The organism is Sphingopyxis sp., assembly GCF_035250425.1.
In the GTDB taxonomy this organism is placed as follows: Bacteria; Pseudomonadota; Alphaproteobacteria; order Sphingomonadales; family Sphingomonadaceae; genus Sphingopyxis.
The window spans coordinates 1-5,113 of the sequence record NZ_DATFFD010000010.1; the positions used below are offsets into that span (position 1 = coordinate 1).

Sequence of the window (5,113 nt, forward strand, 5' to 3'; positions counted from 1 at the left end):
GCCTGTTCGGCGACATGACGGTCGAGCCGCACGGGGGTCGAGCGCCAGCGCAGTTCGGGGCTGCGCCGCCAGGTGCCGCTGCCCGAACAGGGCGCGTCGACGATGACGCGATCGGCCTTGCCCATCCGGTCGGCGAGCATCGCGCGTTCCTGCCCCGGATTGAGCAGCAAAGTTTCGATCGCCGTCGCCCCGGCGCGGTACGCGCGCGGCGGCAATTGCTGAAGCCGCGCGCGATTGGTGTCGCAGGCGAGGATCGCGGCTTCGTCGCCCGTCGCCGAAGCGATCGCGAGCGTCTTGCCGCCGGCGCCGGCACACAGATCGATGACCACCTGCCCGGCTTCAGCGCCAAGCGCGGCGGCGGCATATTGGCTCGCGGCGTCCTGCACCTCGAACTGCCCTTCGGCATAGGAGGCATGCTGGACCGCTGGCGTTTCGCCGGGCAGGCGCCAGCCATCGGCAAGGCCGGTAATCGCTTCGCCGTCTGGAAAGATCAATGCGAGTTCGTCGCGGCTGGAGCGCAGCCGGTTGGCGCGCAGGTCGAGCGGCGCCCGCACCAGCATCGCCTCGCGCTCCGCCTTGCCGACCAGCGGGTCGAATAGTTTCATCAGCGCGGTGGTGGCGAGCCCGGTTTCGGCGCGCGGTTCATCGGCCGAAATGGCTGCCGGGCCATAGGGCGCACCATTGAACAGCGCGGCGAGTTCGGGGTCGGCATCGGCAAGCGCAAGCATCGCGGCGCGGCCCGAGGCCGGCACCGACCGCACGCCGCGGATCGCGTCATAGACGAGACCCCGGATCGCGCGGCGATCCTTCGATCCGGCATAGCGGCGTGCCCGCATCGCCTCGGCAAAGATCGCGTCGGCAGGTGCCCCGCCATCTCGTGCGGAGGTGGCGATGGCATCGAGGATCTCGATGGCGGTCTGGACGCGCGCAGCCGGGGTCATAAGTTCAACCTTTCTTCCCCGTCATTGCGAGGAGCGAAGCAACGACGCCATCCGGTGCGGTACATATCCGCTCTGGATTGTTTCGATGCGCCCGCAATGACGACGGGGCAGATTACCCCGCCGGATAATTCGGTGCTTCGCGCGTGATCGCGACGTCGTGGACATGGCTTTCGCGCAGCCCCGCGTTGGTGATCCGCACGAACTTTGCGCGTTCGCGGAAATCCTTGAGCGTGCGGCTGCCGGTATAGCCCATTGCCGCCTTCACCCCGCCGACCATCTGGTGGATCACATCCTTCGCGGGACCCTTGAACGGCACCTGGCCTTCGATGCCTTCGGGAACCAGTTTCATCTGGTCCTTGATGTCCTGCTGGAAATAGCGGTCGGCCGAGCCGCGCGCCATCGCGCCGACGCTGCCCATGCCGCGATAGCTTTTGTAGGTGCGGCCCTGATAGAGGAAGGTTTCGCCCGGCGCCTCGGCGGTGCCCGCCAGCATCGATCCGACCATCACGCTCGACGCGCCCGCCGCCAGCGCCTTGGCGACGTCGCCCGAGGTGCGGAGGCCGCCGTCGGCGATCACGGGCACGCCGAGCTTCGCCGCCGCTTCGACGCTGTCGAGGATCGCGGTGAGCTGCGGCACGCCGACGCCCGCGACGATGCGCGTGGTGCAGATCGAGCCGGGGCCGATCCCGACCTTTACCCCGTCGGCGCCCGCGTCGATCAGCGCGCGCGTCGCGTCGCCGGTGGCGACATTGCCCGCGAGCACTTGAACCCGGTTCGACAATTTCTTGATCCGCGCGACGGTTTCGCCGACGCCCTTGCTGTGGCCGTGCGCGGTGTCGACGACGATCAGGTCGCACTCGGCCTCGAGCAGCGCCTCGGCGCGTTCGATGCCGCTGTCGCCCGTGTTCGTCGCCGCGGCGACACGCAGGCGGCCGCTGGCGTCCTTCGTCGCGTCGGGGAAGTTCACCGCCTTTTCCATATCCTTGACGGTGATCAGGCCGATGCAATGATAGTCATCATCGACGACGAGCAGCTTTTCGATGCGGCGCTGGTGGAGCAGCTTGCGCGCCTCGTCCTGCCCAACGCCGGGGCGCACGGTGGCAAGGTTTTCGGCGGTCATCAACTCGCGCACCGGCTGACCGGGGTTGTCGGCGAAGCGCACGTCACGGTGGGTCAGGATGCCGACGAGCTTGCCGCCGGGTTCGACGACGGGAATGCCCGAAATCCGGTGCTGGTCCATCAGGGCCGTCGCGAACGACAGGGGCGCGTCGGGGGTGATGGTGATCGGGTTGACGATCATCCCGCTTTCGAAACGCTTGACCTGACGCACCGCCGCCGCTTGCTCCTCGATCGTCAGATTGCGGTGAAGCACCCCGATACCGCCGATCTGCGCCATCAATATCGCCATGTCAGCCTCGGTCACCGTGTCCATCGCCGAGGAGAGGATCGGGATGTTGAGGCTGATTTCGCTGGTGAGCTGGGTCGACAGGTTCGCATCCGACGGCAGGATATCCGACGCGCCGGGCACCAGCAGCACATCGTCGAAGGTCAGGCCGGTGATGATTTCCATGGGTGCCACTTTCTGGTGCGGGCGGCGCCTGTCCCGGTTTTCGGGGCGGCACACGCGATTCGTTTGGTGGCGGCCCATGTAACCAGTCGCGCGCGGGCGCGCCAGTGGGCGGAGAACGATTATTTCGCGTGGCGCGGGATCATTGGTGGAGGCATGGGAAAACGAGACAGCCGACCGAAAAATGTAACCGGTTGCATTACCTCCGGCCGCTCGATAGACCGCTGGTATAACATAATTTCGGCGAAGAGGATATTCCAGATGAACGTGCACAGCCAGGCGGCGGCCGGCAACGATGGTCGCTCGAATGCCACGCCGCGGTCGATCGGATCGGTTTTGCTCATACGCTTCTTCGCCATCGCCGCCGGACGGGCTCCGGCCCGGCAGGCGAGCGCGGGCGTGACCGTTCACTGAGGGGTTGGGAACGAGAGAGCCATGGCCGGACTGTCGATCGAGGGCGCACGCAAGAGCTTCGGCACCACCGAGGTGTTGAAAGGCGTGTCGATCGACGTCGCCGACGGCGAATTCACGGTAATCGTCGGCCCCTCGGGATGCGGCAAGTCCACGCTGTTGCGGGCCGTGGCGGGACTGGAGGAACTGACCGGCGGCCGCATCGTCATCGGCGACCGCGACGTGACCGGCCTGCCGCCGTCGGAGCGCGGCATCGCGATGGTGTTCCAATCCTATGCGCTTTACCCGCACCTGACGGTGCGCGAGAATATGGCGTTCGGGTTGAAGATCGCGAAGGCGGCGAAGAGCGAGATCGACGAGGCCGTGCGCCGCGCGGCGGGGATCTTGAACATCGAGGCGCTGCTCGATCGCAAGCCCGCCGCGCTGTCGGGCGGGCAGCGGCAGCGCGTCGCGATCGGGCGTGCGATCGTGCGCCAGCCGCAGATTTTCCTGTTCGATGAACCGCTGTCGAACCTCGACGCCGATTTGCGCGTCCGGATGCGTTACGAATTCGCCAGCCTGCACCGCCAGCTCGGCACGACGACGCTCTATGTCACGCACGATCAGGTCGAGGCGATGACGCTCGCCGACCGGATCATCGTGCTGCGCGACGGGCGGATCGAGCAGGTCGGAAGCCCGCGCGAACTCTATGCGCGGCCCGCGAACATTTTCGTCGCGCAATTCCTCGGCACGCCGCGGATGAACATCCTTACTGCGACCGTCGGCACGGATGGTCGCGCGATGCTGGAAGATAGGCGCAGCATCGCCCTGCCCCCGCTCGCGGCGGCGCCGACGGCGGGAACACCGCTCTCGATCGGCATCCGGCCCGAGGACATCGCGATCGGCGATGCGCCGGATGCGCTGCCCTTCACGATCCGCTTTATCGAGCGGCTCGGCGGGCTCGCGACGGTGCATCTGGGCGGACGCGAGGGCGATGATCTGATCGCGTGTCAGCTACGCGACGACGGCAGCCTCGACGAGGGCGACACGGTCCTTGCCTCGCTGCCGCCCGCGCATCTGCACCTGTTCGGCGCCGACGGTCAGGCGGTCCGGACGGCGGGGGAATGACCTTGCATTTTGCCTATGTAACCGGTTACGGTACGAAGGTTTCCGCGCCCGGCAAGAATGAAAATACAGAGTCGCAACAGCGGCTTGGCGCCATTTGAGGGAAAGGGGCCGACGGCATGGCTACTTTGAGAGATGTCGCCCGCGAAGCGGGGGTTTCGGTGGCGACGGCATCGCGGGCGATCAACGGGCTCGGCAACGTCACGGCACCAACAAAGGCCGCGGTGATGGCGGCGGTCAAGAAACTGAACTTCGTCCCGCACAGCGGCGCGCGCAGCCTGACGCGGCGCAAGACCGACACCGTCGGCGTCATCCTGCCCGACCTGTTCGGCGAGTTTTTCTCCGAAATCATCCGCGGCATCGATCTGGTCGCGCATGAATCGGGGATGCACCTGCTGCTCGGCAACATGCACGGCAGCACGCACGAGACCGCCGCCGCGATCGCGGCGATGCGCGGGCGGGTCGACGGGCTGCTCGTGATGCCGCCCGACCTGAAGCCCGAACTGCTGTCCGACTATCTCGACCCCGCATTGCCCACGGTACTGCTCAATTATGACGCCGGCTCGCTCGATCTGCCCTTTGTGGCGGTCGACAATTATCGCGGCGCCTATGCGATGACCGAGGCGCTGCTCGCGCGCGGCGCGCGGCAGGTCGTCCATATCGCGGGGCCCAAGCACAACCGCGACGCGCGCGACCGCCAGCGCGGCTTTGTCGATGCGATGGCGAAGATCGCAAAGATTTCGAACCCCGCGATCCTGCCCGGCGATTTTTCGGAGGAGAGCGGCGCGCAGGCCGGCCGGTTGCTGGTGCAGGGACAATTGCCCGCCGACGCCGTCTTTGCCGCGAACGACCAGATGGCGGTCGGGCTGATGGCGGAGCTTGCCAATGCGGGAAAGTCGGTCCCCGGCGACGTGTTGGTGGCGGGGTTCGACGACATCCCGCTCGCGCGCCACCTCAATCCGTCGCTGACGACGATGCAGGTCAAGATCGACCGGCTGGGGTCGACCGCGATGATGATGTTGCTGCGCATCCTTCGCGGCGAAACGCTGGGCGGCGCGAGCGCGACGATCCTGACCCCGACGCTGATCGC

The 5,113-nt window shown here is 66.9% G+C and carries 5 protein-coding genes; 3 read left to right on the top strand and 2 right to left on the bottom strand.

Features of this window, described 5'->3' with window-relative positions; all coding sequences use genetic code 11:
- On the bottom strand, nucleotides 1-941 hold a 941-nt coding region (locus VJ811_RS00560), incomplete at its 3' end, for an RsmB/NOP family class I SAM-dependent RNA methyltransferase (protein ID WP_324070151.1).
- A gap of 112 nt (nucleotides 942-1,053) precedes the next feature.
- Nucleotides 1,054-2,511 (bottom strand): IMP dehydrogenase, encoded by a 1,458-nt coding sequence (gene guaB, locus VJ811_RS00565; protein ID WP_324070153.1) that lies wholly within the window; start codon nucleotides 2,509-2,511, stop codon nucleotides 1,054-1,056.
- A gap of 258 nt (nucleotides 2,512-2,769) precedes the next feature.
- On the opposite strand from guaB, the gene VJ811_RS00570 reads away from it, so the two are divergent.
- The 3 genes from VJ811_RS00570 to VJ811_RS00580 form a co-directional block, all read left to right on the top strand.
- Nucleotides 2,770-2,922, top strand: a complete 153-nt coding sequence (locus VJ811_RS00570; RefSeq protein ID WP_324070154.1) for a hypothetical protein — start codon at nucleotides 2,770-2,772, stop codon at nucleotides 2,920-2,922.
- Between the two features lie 21 nt (nucleotides 2,923-2,943).
- Nucleotides 2,944-4,026: a sn-glycerol-3-phosphate ABC transporter ATP-binding protein UgpC gene (locus VJ811_RS00575; RefSeq protein WP_324070156.1), complete on the top strand. Its 1,083-nt coding sequence runs from the start codon at nucleotides 2,944-2,946 to the stop codon at nucleotides 4,024-4,026.
- Nucleotides 4,027-4,142: 116 nt separating this feature from the next.
- Nucleotides 4,143-5,113 (top strand): LacI family DNA-binding transcriptional regulator (locus VJ811_RS00580; protein ID WP_324070158.1); only part of this gene is annotated, 971 nt, incomplete at its 3' end.